Origin of the sequence: Anaerolinea thermolimosa (genome assembly GCF_001050195.2) — a bacterium.
GTDB classification, from domain to species: Bacteria; Chloroflexota; Anaerolineae; order Anaerolineales; family Anaerolineaceae; genus Anaerolinea; species Anaerolinea thermolimosa.
Map to the genome: position 1 here is coordinate 1,403,278 of NZ_DF967965.1, position 16,006 is coordinate 1,419,283.

Here is a 16,006-nt window from a genome sequence, read left to right on the forward strand (position 1 = left end):
AATGAACGAGCCCGTTGGCGCTGCTTCTGCCCACTGGCCAGCAGTTGCTGGTTCCAAATGGGTAGAAATGCCTGGCAGAAATCATCGACATCGCAGAACAAAACGAGTAAACTCTCCATTGAGGGTCTCCTTGGGTTTCGACTTCTGTTGTGGTGACAAAAGTTTACTCCCTTTGGAGATCCTCGTCTTATCCCGAATTCACGTTAAATATGCTGGCGGAGCAGGGCCACATAACCAAGGACATGCCTGGCTGTTTCTTCCCGCGCGGCAGGTTCTCCTTTTGCCCAGCGTTCCGCAAAACTCACTATGGCACGGATGGCCTCACGCCCTTGCTCATGCTCGCTCAACATTACCCCAATCGGCCCACCCTCCACGGGCATACCATACCTGGCCATTTCGGTAAAGAGAATTTTTTCTTCTTTTTGATGATGACAACCATCAGCAAAGCCGCGTACGAACTGCGCTGCTTCCAGAAAATACTCTGGCTCTATCTCTCCCCCTTCTTCCACTCTAAGGGCAGCCGCCTCCAGCGCATTCAGCACGCGTTGAATAACCTGACTCTTCGAGCAATATTTGTGTTGCTTCCATTCTACACCTTCCTTGCTATACCCGTTTCTTTAACGATTTCGGCACCTGCGATCAACCGCAAAGCCATATTCCCATGGGATGGGAATTTTCTTCGCCCTCTATCTTAAACCAAAAAGACCATCCCTTCTTTGATTTATGGCGATTAAGGTTAGAATTAGTATATTAAAAGGCCTGCTTTTCCCGCACTGAAGTACCTCAGGCTCAATGGAAACATGCTCTCTACACTGCTTATCTCTAGCAAGCATCACAGGCCAATGGTTACCCGATAGTTATTTTTTTGCTCCTATCTCGTTGACACAGAACTAATGTTCTATTACAATGATTTTATGAGTCTTTGGGAGCGATTACGCGCCTGGTGGAACGGCAGTGATCCGACCTCTGAGCGGCGGGAGTTTGCTCTCGATTCTCACCTCCTCAACACCCTTGATGCGCTCTCCCGCCAGACGGGTATCTCTGAAGAGGCTCTGGCTAACGACCTTCTCGCCACTGGCTTGCAGGCCCTTTCGCGGCGCGATGAACTCTGGCAATGCTGGCAAATGCTGACACCACGCGAGCAGCAGGTTGTTGCCCTGGCCTGTCTGGGACTCACCAACCGCCAGATTGCCTCCCGCATGGGCATCTCACCCGACACCGTCAAAACGCACCTCCGCGCGGCTACAGCCAAGTTCGGTGTGCATACCAAAGCGGAGTTAAACCTGTTGTTGAGTGAGTGGGATTTCTCTGCCTGGGTCTGAGTCGCTTCTCCCCCCTTGGGTTAATCCTTCAATCCCCCCCTTTTTCACCCCTGTGGGAATGGCTGAGTGCCTCCAGCCAGAGTACGATAGGGATGATGAACCTGGCCCCTTATCTGGATACGAATACCCTGGTAGTGCTTTGTGGTGCACAGGCTGTGACCCACAAAGCTAACCGCCTGGTAGCATGGCTGGCTCTGCGCGGCCCCCTAGAGGTGATCGATGCTGGCAATCGCCTCCAGCCTTACTGCCTGGCTCATTTCCTGCGCGAGCATACCACCGAAACCGAAACATGCGCTCAGCATATTCACCTTCAACGCGCTTTCACAGCTCATCAGGTGGTAGCAGCTCTCGAAGCCGCTCCAGCTTTCTCGACCCCGTTGGTAGTGCTCGACCTGCTGGCCACCTTCTATGACGAAACGCTCCCCCTGCCCCAGGCCAGAGTCTTGCTCAGGCATAGCCTGGCCCATCTGGAGCGCCTGCGGCAGACTACCCCACTGTTTATCACCGTCAGACCGCCGCCCAGCCCCGCCCGCCGCGGTTTTTTTGAAGCTGTCTGCCATTCCGCCTCGGTAATTTTCCTCGATCCCGAACCGACTCCTGTTCTTTCTCAACCCCGATTATTATGAGGTCAATCTTATGGGACGCACTGTTGCCACCATTACCCAGCATCTTAATGAGACCGAAGCCATGTTACAACGTTTTCGCCGCACGCTGCGCCGTCAAGATCAGGTTCTTTTCGATGGTCTCATGGCCTCGGCACACGCTCACATTGCGGCCATTTCAGAAGCACAGGCACTCCTGCCTTTCGAAGTTGCTCTGCTGGCCATGCTCCTGGAACAACACCGCCAAATCGCTCACCTGAACCAGCGGGTAGCCGACCTTGAACAATCTTTTGGTATGTTCCATCCTGATGCGCGCTGAGATTCTGGGCTGGCTGTTGGATGTCTACACTCGCCCGAGCGGCGAGTTGGTCTGCTGGCTGCTTGGGAAAGACGGCCAGCGTTGGTTGCTTCCGATGGATTTCCCGGTAACTTTTTATGCCGGTGGTCGCCCTGAGCACCTGCGGCAAGCCTGGCGGGCAGTGACCGACTCCTCTGTTCAAAAAGCCCGCGCTGTCCGTGCCGATCTTTTCGGTCGCGAGCAGATACTCCTGTCGCTCACGGCGCCTACGCCGGGGCAGGCCGGAGCACTCTATCACCAGTTGAGCACCACCTTCCCTCACCTGGATTACTACGATGCCGATGTGCCTCTGGGGGTACGCTTCATGGCATACACCGGTGTTCCGCTTCTGGGGTACTGTCGCTTCCAAACCGACGGCCAATCTTTAATTTCCCTGGAACCACTCGAATCTCCCTGGGAACTGGTGCCCTCTCAACCACCCCTGCGGGTCATGGAATTAACATGCAGTTCTGACCCTGCCCTCAAGCTTCCCTCAACCCTCATGCTGCATTGCGGCACGTGGGTTTACCATCTGGCATTACAGCCACTACGTGCCTTTCTGGCAAACTTTCAGGCCATTCTCCAACGATACGACCCGGATGTAATTCTGACGGACTACGGTGATGCCTGGTTCTTCGCGTTTCTAAGAGAGTCAGCTCCGCACTTCAACCCCAACCGTGACCCCATCATGCCGGTAGCCTTTCAGCGCGAGCGCAGTCTGTTTGCATACGGCCAGGTGCTCTATCGCGCCCGGCAGGCTCACCTCTTCGGACGCTGGCATATAGACCGTTGCAACGCCGCCCTGTTTGGTGAGATCGGACTGGAGGGGGTGCTGGAACTGGCGCGCGTGACTGGTCTGGGCGTGCAAGAAGCCGCCCGCAAGTCTCCGGGGGCGGGCATTACAGCCATGCAAATGCACACTGCTCTGCGTGACCGGGTACTTATCCCGGTTGCCAAGGCTCAGGCCGAAACCCCCCGTACACTGAATGATCTTATCCAACATGACCGAGGTGGACTGATCTACCAGCCTTTAATCGGAGTGCACAAATACGTAGCCGAGATCGATTTCACCTCGATGTACCCTTACATCATGGTCAACCACAATATTTCTCCCGAAACTCTGGGGTACCATGACGCCACTTCAGGGCTGGTTCCACGCACGTTACGCCCCCTGTTGGAAAAGCGCACTGCCCTTAAACGTTTTTTATGCACACTCGATCGTCGTGATTGCCGTGTACCCCTGCTTCAGGCGCGCCAGAAGGCTCTCAAGTGGCTGCTGGTAGTATGCTTTGGTTATCTGGGCTACAAGAATGCCCGCTTTGGACGAGTCGAGTCGCATGAGGCGGTGACCGGTATCAGCCGTGAGCTCTTATTACAGTCCAAGGAGGTTGCTGAAGAGCTGGGTTTTACCGTCCTGCACATGTATGTAGATAGCCTCTTCGTTTGGCATGCAAAGAGCACCCGGGAAGAGGATTTCACCCCCCTGCTTCTTGCCATTGAACGCCAGACGGGCATTCCGGTAACTCTGGAAGGCGTCTACCAATGGCTGGTCTTCCCGCCTGCCAGAAGGCATCCGAGTATTCCAGTTCCCAACCGCTATTTTGGAGCCTTCAACGATGGCCGGGTAAAAGTGCGCGGGCTGGCCTTACGCCGGCATGATACACCGCGCTTTGTGGCCGAAACACAGTGGCATCTCCTCAGCCTGCTCGCACAGTCCGAAAACCCCGAAGAACATGCAGAGGCGGCCCGGGCCTTTGCGAAGGCGCAGCTGAGCCGTCTGGCACGGCGAGACGTGCCTGCGGAAGATTTGAAGGTGGCGGTAAAACTACGTCAGCGACCAGAGATCTGCCTCAGGCCTGGACCGGCAGCACAGGCGGCCCGGCAGTTGCATGAGAGGGGAGTGACCATTCGGCCCGGGATGCGCTTATTTTTCTGGTTCACACGTCAGGGGATAAGCGTGACCCAGCCGCCGCCAGAAGCGCTCGACCTGGAACGATATGCCCGCCTGGTTCAGCGTGCCGTAGATGAGGTGCTGGAGGTTTTCAAACCGCCGCCTCCTCTGTCTCTGCAATTGCGGCTGGATTCTTTCGCTTTCCCCGCCTGTACCTGCCCTCAACGCCCGTAGACTGAAATGCAGTTTCGGCTATTGGCGGTGAAAGGCTCTCGTCTCCAGCTTGCCCAGCGTTCCTTCAGCCTCAAACCGGCAATGCGGGCCATCAGGTCAAGCTCAGAGGGCCAGACCAGCCGTGTGACGATAGGATTCAGGCGCACCCCGGCTGGCCCAAACGTAATATGGCTTTCTTCCAGCAACTGAGTCACCGGGTCAAAGCGCGCTACATCCAGCCGTACTCCATCCACTTCCACTGCTTCAGCATCCACGTACTGATAATTGCGCAGGCGGTAAAACTCGGCTGGCACTCCACCCTCCAGGACAAACACCCCCTCATCCATGAGGTGTTTTGCCACATTCTCAAAACAGCGTACCTGTTCATCCTGTGTGAGCAAATTGAAGAAGGTATTGAATACCAGGTAAATTAGCCGGTATTTACCCTCTACGGGCACGTCTGCAAAGTTTCCCACTGTCACTTCAATATGCTCTCCCCCTGGTTTGTCATGCAGGCGTTGAAGCATAGGAAGTGAAAGGTCGATTCCCATCACCTTTACCCCTTCAGCCGCCAGCGGCAGAGCAATTCGTCCAGTACCAATGGCCAGTTCTAAAGCAGGTCCATCACCTGCCAGGTCTTTCAGAAAAGCCACTGTTTCGGCTTCATCTCCGCGTTGGGCGGTCTGGTCATAAATGGCGGCAGTTTCTTCATCAAAACTCATTATAGGTTGGTAATTTTTCATCTTTTCTCGTGAGCCGGGGAGGACTTGGGTTGCTTTGTTGCTTTGTTGCTTTGTTGCTTTGCTTTTGGGTTTTTTGTGTGTTACGAAATGGCTATGCGCAATACAAGACCACATACTGAAAGATGCCACCGGGATGCAAACCGCGCCCAACAGTATACCCCTAAACTACTTTTGGCTTTGGAAGGAACCAGAGCGCTACAAATGCCAGAAAGGCCATCAGTGCCCCAAATGCAAACGGCGCTGCTGGAGACCAGTTCCATAAATACCCGGCAATAACACTGGCAGGCAGGGCCATCACTCCTACAGATGCATTAAACAATCCGTAAGCTGAGCCCCTGCTGGCCTCGGGTACCAGCTCAGCCACCATGGCCTTGGCTGAGCCTTCCGTGAAAGCATAATAGAGGCCGTAGAACGCATAGAACAACCACACCATCCAGGCCTGACTGGCCACTGCAAACCCCAGGTAGGCCGCCGCATAAATTCCCCAGCCAATGGTGATCGCCCGCCGGCGTCCAATCCGGTCTGAAAGTCGCCCCGCAGGAATGGCTGTGAGGGCCGAAACCAGATTAAACAGCGCCACCACCAGTGGAATACTTGTAGCCGAGACCCCCACATCCTCAGCGCGTAAGATTAAAAATGCATCTGACGAATTGCCCAGGGTGAACAACAACATGATACCCAGAAAACCTGCAAACGGTCCTTTAAGCGCCGAGAGCGACAGGATTTGTTTACTGACGGGTTGTTTTCTTTCTTTCACCCATAACCCGATGATAATCAGCGGAATGAATGCCAGTGCGCCAGCCGTCAGGAAAACTTCTCTATACCGGTTGGGATGATTCACCCACAACCGAAGTAAACCATAAGTGATCAATGGCCCGGCCACCGAACCGAGAGTGTCGAGTGTACGTTGAATACCAAACGCCAGCCCCAGCTTGCGGTGTCCGGCTGAACCCGCTACCAATGCATCGCGTGGGGCATCTTTTAATCCTTTGCCCACTCCATCTGTCAACCGTAGACCAAAAGCGGCTGCTCCACTGGTTGCCAGCCCAAGACCAAAGCGAGCCACTGCCGAAAACGCATATCCCACAAACACAATTGCTTTTCGTACACCCAGGGCATCTGAAAGATACCCCGCCCCAATCTTCATCAGGCTGACAATGGTGGTAAGCGAGCCTTCAATCAACCCGATGAATTCCTTGCTCAGCCCCAACACCGAGGTGTAGAAAATGGGCAAAACAGGCTGAATCATATCCTGGGCCAGACCGCCAAAAAAGGCCACCCATCCCAGAGAAACCACGTTCCGTTCCAGGAGTTTTTCATTATGGTTATTGCCCAGTTCCTGGCCCGATTGATGGGCCGTTTCGGTTACCTGTGAGTTCATGTTGATCCTCTCCTTTTCCGGTGAGTTTGGCTGGCAAGGAGGAAGAAGCAAAACTCTCTTTTGCAACCTCCTGCTGCCGGGGCCTACTTCAAAATCAATCCCCTCGGTTGCCAGCACGTATTTCCAGATTATGCATCAAAAAATCGCGAAGCACCAGAGCGCTATTATGTTCAATATCGCGGGCGCTGTAGAGCAGGGTCACATCACCTTTCTCAGCAGCCTCCAGAAGGAACTGCCAAGCCGAAGGACAGGCTTCCAGCTCTGCCCGGTAGCGTTGTGTGAACTCTTCCCAGCGGGCCAGATCATGAGCATACCAGCGTCGCAGTTCGGTGCTTGGAGCTACTTCTTTAAGCCAGGCCTCTATCTTCGCCGCTTCTTTCTTGAACCCCCGCGGCCAGAGTCGTTCGACGAAGAATCGGCGCCCATCTCCAATCTCAGCAGGCTCATATATGCGTTTAATCTTCAGGGCCATGCGGTAACCCTCATGTAAAGTTATGTTTTCTGTTTCCCAACCCCACCATAATACACCAGGTAGATTAAAATGGGTATATCACAATCGGGAGAAAATCGATGCTTATAGTTGAATTGCTATACATGGATGAGTGCCCAACCTGGAAGGAGGCATTCGCCAATCTAGAGGCCGCACTCGAAGCAGAAGAGATAAACGGTTCAATCAACCTGGTGAAAATTGAAACCTCAGAACAGGCCCGGAAGGAACGCTTTTTGGGATCTCCATCTTTCCGCGCACACGGCGTGGACCTGTGGCCAGAGGAACGTGAAGACTATTCATTAAGCTGTCGGATTTATCATACCCCTGCAAGGTTGAAAGGCTTTCCCACCATAGAGATGCTGCGTGAGCGCCTGAAACAAGTACTCTCAACCCGCCCGGCTCCTTGACAAGGACAATTGCCTTCCACATCAATGGTCGTGCGCTGGTACCTGAAAACTACCTTAATGTTCATCCTGGGAGTGCTCATTGGAATGATCCAGAGCCTGAATATCAGCCTCCCTTTCATCCTTCCCGGCCTGACGCCGGTTTACTTCCATCTGCTGATGGCCGGGTGGATCTCACCCAGTTCATTTTTACATAGCCATCTGGATGCTTCCTAAATTCAATATAGAAAAGCCGCGCGGAAGCGATATGCTCTCATGGACGGTTTACTTCCTTCAGGCCTGGAGACGCATTCAGACCTCATAAAAGCGGGTAACAATAAAAATATCTGGCCATCCCATGAGTGGATTTCACATAGAATGGCCAGGTTAATCAACACGAAGGTGTTTACTTCTCCGCCTGCCGGAGGGTCTCAAGGCGCTTTTCAACCCATTCAAGTCTGGCTTTTAAAGCATCCCTCCAGACCTCCAGGGAAGCTCGCTCCGGGGCCGGAATATCCCCCAAACATAGGCCCGGGCCTACCCCTCCTCCCCGCAGGAATCTTTTACCTCTTCCCCAAAAAGCAGGAACATTACTTCCACTACAGGGCCCAATGCCTCTACCCACAGGGCCATTTCCCAAAGGACCAGTTCGATCCATACCAGGCATCAACAACCTCCTTTTTTATAAAACAAACCGAATAGAACAACAAACTCTTCCCTTTCTCAAGATTGAGAAAGCGCTAACAACCGTCCAATCAGCTCTTGCATCCTTTGCAATTCCTCCTGCCAGTTTCGCAATGCTTCCTCACCCTGTGTCGTCAGACGATAGACCCTGCGTGGAGGTCCCTGGGTCTGATCCGTATCCCAGCCCGACTGCACCCACTCCAGATCTTCCATCTCACGTAAGGCACGGTACACCACACTGGGATGGAGCAGGTTCAGACCCAGTGACGCCAGGTCTGAAAGCAAGGTATACCCGTGGCGGGGCTGCGCTTTCAGTAAAACCAGCAAAGCGGGTTCCAGGATCGAAGCCGTAAGCGGCGAATGACGTTCTTCGCAGTGGGAAGCCATTCCCATCACCCATCCTCTTCGATGTCTTGGCACGCGAGATTCACCTCCTTACTTCGCACAAATTACACCTAAATAATAGCAATCTATTCTTGTTTTGTCAATAGTATTTATGAGAATATTTTCGAGATATAAATATTATCGATTTGGAAATACCAATCTTTGTATTATTTTAATGTTATAAAACAGTGCTTTAATTACGTTTTTGTACTATAATTTTAGTGTCTTTTTAGGATTTATCCAGTATCGGAAAGCAGATGGCTTCTACCCTTTCAGTACCACCTACTATGGAAGAAACATTGGGACAAAAACTGCGCGAATTACGTACCCGTCGCGGCCTCTCTCTGCGCAAGCTGGCAGATCTCAGCAGGTTAAATGTAAACACACTCAGTCTCATCGAAAGTGGAAAGTCCTCCCCCTCTGTAAGCACTCTGCAACAACTCGCCCAGGCACTGAAAGTGCCCATCACAGACTTTTTCACCTCAGAACCAGCACAAAAACGAGTCGTTTTCACGCCCTCTTGGCAACGTCCCCAGATTGCTATAGGGAGCGCTCAGATGCAAAACCTGGGCAAAGACCTCACCTCTAATGCCATACAACCCTTAATCATCACCCTACCACCAGGCACAAATAGCGGTGATCATCAGATTGTCCACACCGGTTACGAGTTCGTTTATTGTCTTGAGGGCACCCTTCAATATCGAATCGAACAAGAAGATTATCTTCTCCAAACTGGAGATAGCCTGGCCTTCGAAGCCCATCTTCCTCATTGCTGGGGAAATCCAGGAGAAAACCTCGCCCAATTCTTGCTCGTCCTCCATCCGTCCGACCTGCGGGACGAGCCCGTTGGCCGACATTTTCCATCCAATATATTCAATAAGGAGTTAACCATGAAAATTGCCATCACCACTGAAGACGGCCAGACGATCAGTCGGCATTTTGGTCGTGCACCCTACTATCTGGTTCTGAACATTGAAAAGGGAGAAATCACTGATCGAGAAATGCGGAACAAACCGGGCCATCATTCCCTGAGCGGCTCATTACACACCGAAGAGCATCATTCAACCAGTCACGGGCAGGATGAAGCCTCTCACCACAGACACGCCAGTATGGCCGAGGTCATTGCCGATTGCCAGGTATTGATCTGTGGCGGTATGGGCAGAGGCGCTTATGACAGTCTGCGCCGCCTCAACATCCAGCCAATCGTGACCGATCTGACGGAAGTTGAAATTGCCATCCGGGCGTTCCTGGACGGAAAATTGATCGATCACACCGAATTACTGCATTAAAAACGCCCTCCCGGCCAGAAAACTATCCCCCTCTGCCCCAGAGCCTTCCCAGAAATAATAGGCTGCCCTGTTCTTTAATGATCCATAGACCACTTCAACGATTCCTGAAACATGATCCCCTCCATCCATCCCACGCTCAACGTCTTGCTGATCAGCCTGGTGGCCAGCCTTGGAACTGGACTGGGCGGGCTGATCGCCATGATCCACCAGCCGGGAAGGCGGTTTTACGGCTTGCTCATGGGTATCACGGCAGGGGTCATGATCTGCCTTTCTTTCCTGGAACTGGTCAATCGGGCATGGGAACTTGCCGGCCCATGGGTAACCGCCTTCGGGTTTGGTACAGGTGCCACTTTTATGTTCCTCATCGATCACTTCTCTCCCCACATTCGATTCGGAGAGAAGGAAATCCCAGGTACTGAAGCCACATACCCGGGCCAACAAGAAACATTTCACTTCGGGAAACACCGATACGGGCGGCTTCGTCGCCGTTGCCAGAATTTTGACATCCAACTCGTCAATACTGGCCTCTTGTTGGCTGTGGGGATTACTATTCACAACCTTCCAGAAGGAATCTCCGTTGGCGCCGGTTATTTAAACAGCCCCAAATTTGGCCTGCTGGTTGCTTTGGCTATCCTGCTACACAACATTCCAGAAGGTATTGCCACAGCCCTTCCACTGTATCGAGGTGGGATATCTCGCCGGGATGCCTTTAGAATAGCCTTCCTGTCAGGATTTGCAGAACCAGTGGGAGCGTTTCTGGCAAGCCTGTTCCTGGTTTCGTTCCAGGGTCTGGTACCCGGCGCCCTTGCCTTCGCCGCCGGCGTCATGGTTTTTATCACACTTGATGAACTAATTCCAGCCGCGCGTGAATATGGACATGAACACTTTACTGCCATTGGCATGATTTTGGGATCGCTGTTCGTGTTCATACTGTCCGGATGGATCGGCATATAAAATGATTGTTCCCACTACGCCAGAGAGATTTTTCACTCAAAACCTGACCAATGCCGGAAGCCACTCACATCTGCCCTTTACCATCGCCACTCCGAACACTGGACAGATTGGGATGTAACCTTCAGCGATACTTTACCCAATACACACAGAATATACAAATTGCCCACGCAACCCCAACACCTCAGGTTGCGCTATCTCAACCATTTCAGCTGCATCGGGGCAGGCCTGATAAGCCATTAATTTGCCAATAAAACATCGTTTTGGGAAAGAAAGCGAGGTTCCTTAACTGTCCAGTGTAATGCAACAAATCCCATGAAACCAATTACAGCTGACACTATAAAAATTACCGGATAGCTGGTCTCCAACGCAAGCCATCCCCCCAACAGAGGGGCAACACCTGCAGCAATACCGGGAATAGTATTTGCCAGTCCAATAAAAGTAGGACGTGTTTCTGGCCTGCTGAACTCCATAGCAATTGAAATACTACCCAGGTAATTGCCACTGGCGTTCACCCCACGCAGAAAAAACACAGCAAAGAACCATGAGGGATTTGGTGCAACAAAAGCGACCAGTAACGCAGCAATCCCCAGTACAATACTGATTTCTAAAATTAGCTTATAGCCTCTGCGGTCTGCCAGCCATCCAAGCGCAGGATTGGCTACCGCCTGACCAACTGTATAGGCCACCATAAAAGAAGCAGAAAAAGCATCAGGTAATGACCAATGCTGAATTGCGTAAACAATCAGGAAGCCATTGGCCATTCCACTGAGTGCAATCACCACCTGACTGATAATATAACGAACGAAATTCGGGTTATCTCTCAACAAAGAGGGGATGTTACGATAATAATCCGACAATGAAATAGTTTCTTTATTAAATGGGTCTGGAGGTTCTCTGGTTAAACTCAGGAAAAACCAGGACAGCAGGTTGAATCCGGCTCCCAGAGCGAAAGCCCAGACAAATCCTATCGGGAAAGGGAAGGCTCCCAGCATCCAGGTTGCGATGCCTGCGCCCAGAATCCCCCCTCCCATGCCAAGGAAATTGGTCACGCCAAAGAAACGGCCTCGTACTCGGGTTGGAATGACTTTGGCTATCATCTCCTGCCAGCCCACCAGAATTCCCCCGGCACCAATCGAATGCCACGCAAATAAGCAGATAGTCACGGTAGTTACTATCGCCGGATCAGAATTTGCAAACAACAATGTGGCGGGGACAAAAAGTGCCACTGGAAGGCGCTCCAGAAAAAAACCGAAATTGACCGGGATTCTTTTTTTGATTTTTTCCCGTTCAACCCAACGAGATGTAAATAATTGTGGAATTAAGTACCCTGCAGTTGAAAGAAAGGGAATAAGGCCCAGAACAACTGGGTTTGATGTAAAGTGAGTGATAAATACCGGCAAAATTACAGTTGGAGAGTAAAAACTATATCCCCACCAGAAGGCAAAGCCATCTAAAGCGTTGACGATCAAGTTATGCTTAAGATTTTTTTCGATGTACTCCTGGATGCCAGCCGTGTTCATAAACACCATTATATAAGGGATTTGCAAAATAATCTGCAAATCCCTTATCCAGCTATAAATGCCGAACCCGACCGGTAACTATCCTTAGGTACTTTGGGCTCGATTTACCCTTCTGAAGTGGTACCCATAGATCGCAAAGGTTATTGCCAGAGCAAACTTTCGCGGATATTTAAGTAACGTCCAGAAAAATAATCGCCAGTATTCTTTTCTCTCTTTACCAACAATTCCCAGTCGCCATACAGAGGCAAAAAACGCATAAATTTCTTCCAGATGAAGTGTAACATTCACCCTGGGAGGGTTATATGTCTCCAGAAACACACGTACACGTTCGTAAAACCGCTTGGGGCTGTAAAGCTCATCCAAAAGTTGCTGATACCCTTGCCTGAGAGTTTCTAAACCCATGCGCGGAATAATATTTGTTGACCCATCGGTGTTATCACCTGTCATGTCCTGAATCAATCGGCCTTCTTCTTCCATGCGTTGATATAGTTTGGTACCATAAGGAGCTTGAAGCATGCCCACCATGGCGGTCACAATACCACTGGTCTGGATGAATTCTAGCTGACGTTGAAAAATGGAAGGACGATCACTATCAAAACCGACAATGAATCCTCCCATAACCTGAAGGCCCCATCGTTGCAGTGTATGCACACTTTCCACCAGATTCCGGCGGAGATTTTGTCCTTTATTACATTCTGCCAGGCTTTCTTCATCAGGAGTTTCAATTCCTACGAAAACTGAAGTAAACCCCGCTTCTACCATCATTTTCATCAGCTCAGGGTCGTCCGCCAGATTAATAGATGCTTCTGTAATGAAACTGCACCCGGTTTTACCTTTTCTCCATTCAATAAGGGCCGGTAGAATTTCTTCTTTAATCTGCTTTCGATTGCCAATGAAATTGTCATCAACAAAGAAGATATTTCTACGCCAGCCCAGGTTGTACATTGTATCTAATTCGGCAATAATTTGACGAGCCGTCTTGGTGCGCGGGCGATGGCCAAGCATCGCAGTGACATTACAAAAATCACAATTAAAGGGGCAACCTCGAGAATACTGAATACTCAACGAATCATAATACCGCGTATCGATTAACTCCCATTGAGGAATAGGTGACTGTGTGATATCAGCATATTCTGTCGTGGTATACACATGTTGAGGAGAACCTCTTTCAAGATCCCGAAGAAAAACGGGCAAGGTGAGTTCTCCCTCATTAAGTACAAAATGATCTACCTCTGGAAATTTTTCCCATTCTCCCAGAAATAGAGGCCCCCCAGCCACAATCTTTTTACCGGCCAACTTACAACGATGGATCACTTCATAAGTGGATTTTCTTTGGACTACCATCGCTGATACGAAAACCAGATCAGCCCAGGCAATATCCGCATCTGACAGATGTCTCGTATTGAGGTCAATGATACGCTTATTCCAACCTTCAGGGAGAAGGGCAGCCACAGTTAGCAGACCAAGCGGTGGAGAAGATGCTTTCTTTCGAATAAACCGCAGAGCATGTTTGAAGGACCAAAACGTATCAGGGAATTCCGGATAGATAAGCAAAGCGTTCATTCCAACACCTCAGGAGTATGGAAGTATAGGATCAGGCTCAGTATAAAATTTGTTCTCTCATAAAAGATGTGATTGGAGTCACAATCTCAAGCGTGCTTGAAAGAACGAAGTCATATTACTTAATTTCGAGAGTTGTGAAGAGTTCGAGTAGAATACGGATATTAAGAAGCATGAGAGGAGATCGTCTCCTGTAATGGAAAATACAATTTCAAACTCTCTCAAGAGATTCAGCTGGTTTGTATTGGTCTACAACCTTTTGGTGATTGTGTTTGGCGCTTATGTTCGAGCCACAAGATCAGGTGCAGGATGCGGGTCTCATTGGCCATTATGTAATGGCGTGGTGATTCCTCAAAACCCCGCGACCGAAACTATTGTGGAATTTACCCACCGTGTCACCAGTGGGTTCACCGTTCTCTTAATCGTTATTCTTATTACATGGATTTGGCGCCGTTCTCAAAGAGGAAGTCCCATCAGGGTGAGCGCTGCCCTGGCAGGATTCTTTATTATTACTGAATCTTTAATTGGCGCTGGATTGGTGCTCTTCGAACTGGTAGCCCATAACGATTCAATGGCCCGGGCATTCTCCATGATGGCTCATCTGGTCAATACTTTCCTGCTAATTGCCAGTATTGGAATTACCTCCTGGTGGCTTTCGTTCGGTGCACCCCAAAAGGCTCCAAAAGACAGGCAAGCCCGCCTGCTAAGCCTTCTTGGGGCAGGTGGTATGCTATTCCTTGGCGCCAGTGGTGCGGTAACTGCTCTGGGGGATACTCTTTTTCCTGTCAGCTCTCTGGCGGAAGGGCTACAGCAGGATTTCGATACCACTGCCCATATTTTATTGAGACTGCGAGTATTTCATCCTGTAATTGCCATTCTTGCGGGAGGATACTTGATTGGGTTTGGCATTTGGCTTCGAAGCCGATACCCATGGAAATTTGTAAAGCAGTTGGGTAATTGGATGATATTTCTGATCGTTTTGCAATGGGGGCTGGGATTACTGAACGTGGTTTTATTGGCACCTGTTTGGTTGCAACTGGTACATTTATCGATCACGACTTTAATTTGGCTTTTGTTTGTGGGGTTGAGTATATTTGCCTGGATTCCGTTTGAGTTTTCGTCGGGCATCGGCCATAACCCAGTCCATGATGCGGTAAATCAATCCTCCGCCCGTGAGAGCAGCCAGATGAAAATATAATGTGCTGTAAAAGCCCGGGGTAATGATGGTCTGCCTTCGCTGAATACCTTTAACAATGGCACGGGCAACCGCATCGGCTGATATAGAAGATGTACCCTCTTCTGAAGCTACCAGGAGAGGGGGTTTATACAGGCGTTCCTCCTCAAGCTGGGGGGTCTCAGTGTCAGGTGGAAAGACGATCGAAACGTTGATATGATAAGGTTGTAACTCGAGACGGAGAGAATCGCTGAACCCTTTTACCGCAAATTTACTCGCCCCGTACGCAGTGTATCCGTATACACCAAGAAAACCAGCAATGGATGAGATATTTACAATGTGCCCTGATTTACGTTCCATCATCGAGGGTAAAAACGCCTTAATCACATTCACCGTGCCATGAAAGTTTATATCCATCATCCAGCGGTAAAGCTCAGGATCAAGATTAACACACTCACCAGGGCGAACCACCCCTGCAGAATTCACTAAAATGTCGGGAATGCGAACATCTCGAATTACCCGGGCAGCCAAATCAGACACTGCCTGATAGTCCGATACATCTGCCTGATACCTGAGAACCAACTGATCAGGCGCTATACAGTGGGCACGAATATCCTCGCTGGCAGAACCAAGCCTGGTTTCATTACGAGAAACGATCACCACATCAGCCCCCAGCGAGGCCATTCGTTTTGCCGTCGCCAGGCCAATACCACTGGAGCCACCGGTGATCAGGACAAGTTGATGTTTGAAAATGGGTTTTATCACTGGCAAGAAAAAAAATTAATGATGCCCACCGCAAGAAGAACAAGATCCTCCGCCACAACCACTGCACCCACCCCCCGACGTGGCAATCGCTCTCCCGTCTGACGAAGCATAAAAGACCGATATGGCTCGAATGGTTCTCTCGGAAAAACAGCTTTTACATCGGATAGGCTGGTCAGCTTCTTTAAAAGAACGAAGCGCGTCAAAATGCTCACCACAATCCTGACACACATACTCGTAAAGAGGCATAATCTCAATTCTCCTGTGAAAGGAAATTTTAATAATTATAATTCCAAAGTGAGGATTAAGGTTACGGC

At 50.5% G+C, this 16,006-nt stretch carries 18 protein-coding genes and 2 pseudogenes; 9 read left to right on the plus strand and 11 right to left on the minus strand.

Annotation, left to right across the window (positions count from 1 at the left end; genetic code table 11):
• Positions 1-119 (minus strand): annotated as a pseudogene (locus ATHL_RS19665) (IS982 family transposase); the annotation flags it as partial.
• Positions 120-203: 84 nt separating this feature from the next.
• The gene (locus ATHL_RS06325) at positions 204-542 is read right to left on the minus strand and encodes a hemerythrin domain-containing protein (RefSeq protein ID WP_201797945.1); all 339 of its coding nucleotides are present in this window, start codon (positions 540-542) and stop codon (positions 204-206) included.
• A gap of 372 nt (positions 543-914) precedes the next feature.
• On the opposite strand from ATHL_RS06325, the gene ATHL_RS06330 reads away from it, so the two are divergent.
• The 4 genes from ATHL_RS06330 (at position 915) to ATHL_RS06345 (ending at position 4,386) form a co-directional block, all read left to right on the plus strand.
• A complete protein-coding gene (locus tag ATHL_RS06330; protein WP_201797946.1) occupies positions 915-1,322 on the plus strand; it encodes a helix-turn-helix transcriptional regulator in 408 nt (135 codons plus the stop codon).
• Positions 1,323-1,414: 92 nt separating this feature from the next.
• On the plus strand, positions 1,415-1,948 hold the full coding sequence (locus ATHL_RS06335; protein WP_062190998.1) for a P-loop NTPase family protein: 534 nt from the start codon (positions 1,415-1,417) through the stop codon (positions 1,946-1,948).
• A 10-nt stretch (positions 1,949-1,958) separates the two neighbouring features.
• Positions 1,959-2,243, plus strand: a complete 285-nt coding sequence (locus ATHL_RS06340; RefSeq protein ID WP_062191001.1) for a DUF8156 family protein — start codon at positions 1,959-1,961, stop codon at positions 2,241-2,243.
• Positions 2,233-4,386 carry a DNA polymerase domain-containing protein gene (locus ATHL_RS06345; RefSeq protein WP_062191004.1) on the plus strand — a complete coding sequence of 718 codons (2,154 nt, stop codon included), beginning with the start codon at positions 2,233-2,235 and terminating at the stop codon, positions 4,384-4,386. The genes ATHL_RS06340 and ATHL_RS06345 overlap by 11 nt, the downstream gene beginning before the upstream one ends.
• Here the strand turns inward: ATHL_RS06345 and ATHL_RS06350 are convergent.
• From ATHL_RS06350 to ATHL_RS06360, 3 genes are all read right to left on the minus strand, one after another.
• A complete protein-coding gene (locus ATHL_RS06350) occupies positions 4,374-5,087 on the minus strand; it encodes a class I SAM-dependent DNA methyltransferase (protein WP_201797947.1) in 714 nt (237 codons plus the stop codon). The genes ATHL_RS06345 and ATHL_RS06350 overlap by 13 nt on opposite strands.
• Positions 5,088-5,268: 181 nt before the next feature.
• Entirely contained in the window at positions 5,269-6,489 is a 1,221-nt protein-coding gene (locus ATHL_RS06355) for an MFS transporter (protein WP_084001226.1), read from the minus strand.
• A 94-nt stretch (positions 6,490-6,583) separates the two neighbouring features.
• Positions 6,584-6,961, minus strand: coding sequence for a DUF488 domain-containing protein (locus ATHL_RS06360; RefSeq protein WP_062191009.1), 378 nt, complete (start codon positions 6,959-6,961; stop codon positions 6,584-6,586).
• A gap of 98 nt (positions 6,962-7,059) precedes the next feature.
• Between ATHL_RS06360 and ATHL_RS06365 the strand changes: the two genes are divergently transcribed.
• Both ATHL_RS06365 and ATHL_RS06370 read left to right on the plus strand, forming a co-directional pair.
• Entirely contained in the window at positions 7,060-7,386 is a 327-nt protein-coding gene (locus ATHL_RS06365) for a DF family (seleno)protein (RefSeq protein WP_162787619.1), read from the plus strand.
• A gap of 9 nt (positions 7,387-7,395) precedes the next feature.
• Positions 7,396-7,599: a hypothetical protein gene (locus ATHL_RS06370; protein WP_236822342.1), complete on the plus strand. Its 204-nt coding sequence runs from the start codon at positions 7,396-7,398 to the stop codon at positions 7,597-7,599.
• 169 nt (positions 7,600-7,768) lie between these two features.
• Here ATHL_RS06370 and ATHL_RS19670 read toward each other — a convergent pair whose 3' ends face one another.
• A complete protein-coding gene (locus tag ATHL_RS19670) occupies positions 7,769-8,029 on the minus strand; it encodes a DUF5320 domain-containing protein (protein ID WP_420807566.1) in 261 nt (86 codons plus the stop codon).
• Positions 8,030-8,085: 56 nt separating this feature from the next.
• Positions 8,086-8,439, minus strand: coding sequence for a PadR family transcriptional regulator (locus ATHL_RS06380; protein WP_062191018.1), 354 nt, complete (start codon positions 8,437-8,439; stop codon positions 8,086-8,088).
• A gap of 278 nt (positions 8,440-8,717) precedes the next feature.
• Here ATHL_RS06380 and ATHL_RS06385 point away from each other — a divergent pair, with 278 nt between their 5' ends.
• Together ATHL_RS06385 and ATHL_RS06390 are read left to right on the plus strand one after the other, a co-directional pair.
• Complete coding sequence (locus ATHL_RS06385) at positions 8,718-9,719, plus strand: NifB/NifX family molybdenum-iron cluster-binding protein (RefSeq protein ID WP_201797948.1); 1,002 nt, start codon at positions 8,718-8,720, stop codon at positions 9,717-9,719.
• A gap of 111 nt (positions 9,720-9,830) precedes the next feature.
• Positions 9,831-10,673 carry a ZIP family metal transporter gene (locus tag ATHL_RS06390; protein ID WP_062191027.1) on the plus strand — a complete coding sequence of 281 codons (843 nt, stop codon included), beginning with the start codon at positions 9,831-9,833 and terminating at the stop codon, positions 10,671-10,673.
• Between the two features lie 236 nt (positions 10,674-10,909).
• On the opposite strand, the gene ATHL_RS06395 is transcribed toward ATHL_RS06390, so the two are convergent.
• Together ATHL_RS06395 and ATHL_RS06400 are read right to left on the minus strand one after the other, a co-directional pair.
• Complete coding sequence (locus ATHL_RS06395) at positions 10,910-12,193, minus strand: MFS transporter (RefSeq protein WP_162787622.1); 1,284 nt, start codon at positions 12,191-12,193, stop codon at positions 10,910-10,912.
• Between the two features lie 84 nt (positions 12,194-12,277).
• Entirely contained in the window at positions 12,278-13,756 is a 1,479-nt protein-coding gene (locus ATHL_RS06400) for a B12-binding domain-containing radical SAM protein (protein WP_062191032.1), read from the minus strand.
• A gap of 193 nt (positions 13,757-13,949) precedes the next feature.
• Here ATHL_RS06400 and ATHL_RS06405 point away from each other — a divergent pair, with 193 nt between their 5' ends.
• Positions 13,950-14,951 carry a COX15/CtaA family protein gene (locus ATHL_RS06405; protein WP_084001228.1) on the plus strand — a complete coding sequence of 334 codons (1,002 nt, stop codon included), beginning with the start codon at positions 13,950-13,952 and terminating at the stop codon, positions 14,949-14,951.
• A gap of 147 nt (positions 14,952-15,098) precedes the next feature.
• Here ATHL_RS06405 and ATHL_RS19260 read toward each other — a convergent pair.
• Both ATHL_RS19260 and ATHL_RS19675 read right to left on the minus strand, forming a co-directional pair.
• Positions 15,099-15,692, minus strand: a pseudogene (locus tag ATHL_RS19260) (SDR family oxidoreductase); the annotation flags it as partial.
• 15 nt (positions 15,693-15,707) lie between these two features.
• The gene (locus tag ATHL_RS19675; RefSeq protein ID WP_084001232.1) at positions 15,708-15,938 is read right to left on the minus strand and encodes an FmdB family zinc ribbon protein; all 231 of its coding nucleotides are present in this window, start codon (positions 15,936-15,938) and stop codon (positions 15,708-15,710) included.
• Positions 15,939-16,006: the final 68 nt, after the last annotated feature.

Bases quoted from the DNA above. Each gene is read 5' to 3' on its own strand.
- ATHL_RS06330 (WP_201797946.1), top strand. From the start codon at position 915: ATGAGTCTTTGGGAGCGATTACGCGCCTGGTGGAACGGCAGTGATCCG.
- ATHL_RS06335 (WP_062190998.1), top strand. From the start codon at position 1,415: ATGATGAACCTGGCCCCTTATCTGGATACGAATACCCTGGTAGTGCTT.
- ATHL_RS06340 (WP_062191001.1), top strand. From the start codon at position 1,959: ATGGGACGCACTGTTGCCACCATTACCCAGCATCTTAATGAGACCGAA.
- ATHL_RS06345 (WP_062191004.1), top strand. From the start codon at position 2,233: ATGCGCGCTGAGATTCTGGGCTGGCTGTTGGATGTCTACACTCGCCCG.
- ATHL_RS06350 (WP_201797947.1), bottom strand. From the start codon at position 5,087: ATGAGTTTTGATGAAGAAACTGCCGCCATTTATGACCAGACCGCCCAA.
- ATHL_RS06355 (WP_084001226.1), bottom strand. From the start codon at position 6,489: ATGAACTCACAGGTAACCGAAACGGCCCATCAATCGGGCCAGGAACTG.
- ATHL_RS06360 (WP_062191009.1), bottom strand. From the start codon at position 6,961: ATGGCCCTGAAGATTAAACGCATATATGAGCCTGCTGAGATTGGAGAT.
- ATHL_RS06365 (WP_162787619.1), top strand. From the start codon at position 7,060: ATGCTTATAGTTGAATTGCTATACATGGATGAGTGCCCAACCTGGAAG.
- ATHL_RS19670 (WP_420807566.1), bottom strand. From the start codon at position 8,029: ATGCCTGGTATGGATCGAACTGGTCCTTTGGGAAATGGCCCTGTGGGT.
- ATHL_RS06380 (WP_062191018.1), bottom strand. From the start codon at position 8,439: ATGGGAATGGCTTCCCACTGCGAAGAACGTCATTCGCCGCTTACGGCT.
- ATHL_RS06385 (WP_201797948.1), top strand. From the start codon at position 8,718: ATGGAAGAAACATTGGGACAAAAACTGCGCGAATTACGTACCCGTCGC.
- ATHL_RS06390 (WP_062191027.1), top strand. From the start codon at position 9,831: ATGATCCCCTCCATCCATCCCACGCTCAACGTCTTGCTGATCAGCCTG.
- ATHL_RS06395 (WP_162787622.1), bottom strand. From the start codon at position 12,193: ATGAACACGGCTGGCATCCAGGAGTACATCGAAAAAAATCTTAAGCAT.
- ATHL_RS06400 (WP_062191032.1), bottom strand. From the start codon at position 13,756: ATGAACGCTTTGCTTATCTATCCGGAATTCCCTGATACGTTTTGGTCC.
- ATHL_RS06405 (WP_084001228.1), top strand. From the start codon at position 13,950: ATGGAAAATACAATTTCAAACTCTCTCAAGAGATTCAGCTGGTTTGTA.
- ATHL_RS19675 (WP_084001232.1), bottom strand. From the start codon at position 15,938: ATGCCTCTTTACGAGTATGTGTGTCAGGATTGTGGTGAGCATTTTGAC.